The organism is Micrococcus sp. Mcc89 (assembly GCF_024519795.1).
Classification (GTDB): Bacteria; Actinomycetota; Actinomycetes; order Actinomycetales; family Micrococcaceae; genus Micrococcus; species Micrococcus luteus.
Genome location: NZ_JALJRI010000004.1, coordinates 1 through 264 on the forward strand (window position 1 = coordinate 1; position 264 = coordinate 264).

General features: G+C 73.1%; 1 protein-coding gene. It reads left to right on the forward strand.

All coding sequences use genetic code 11. From position 1 onward, the window contains the following. A partial coding sequence (locus tag NR072_RS00250) for a transposase (RefSeq protein ID WP_256835744.1) occupies window positions 1-264 on the forward strand: 264 nt, incomplete at both ends.

Consider the following 264-nt stretch of genomic DNA (forward strand, 5'->3'; position numbering starts at 1 on the left):
CCGGGGTCAACGCCGACGGGCGCCGCGAAGTCCTCGGGCTGAGGGTGGCCACCACAGGGTCCGGGGCGGCGTGGAACGAGTTCTTCGCGGACCTGGTGGCCCGTGGCCTGGCCGGGGTGGCACTGGTGACCTCGGACTCCCACCGCGGCCTCGTGGAAGCCGTGGCGGCGAACCTGCCCGGGGCCGTGTGGCAACGGTGCCGCACGCACTACGCGGCGAATCTGATGGCCGTGACCCCGAAGAGCATGTGGCCGGCGGTGAAGG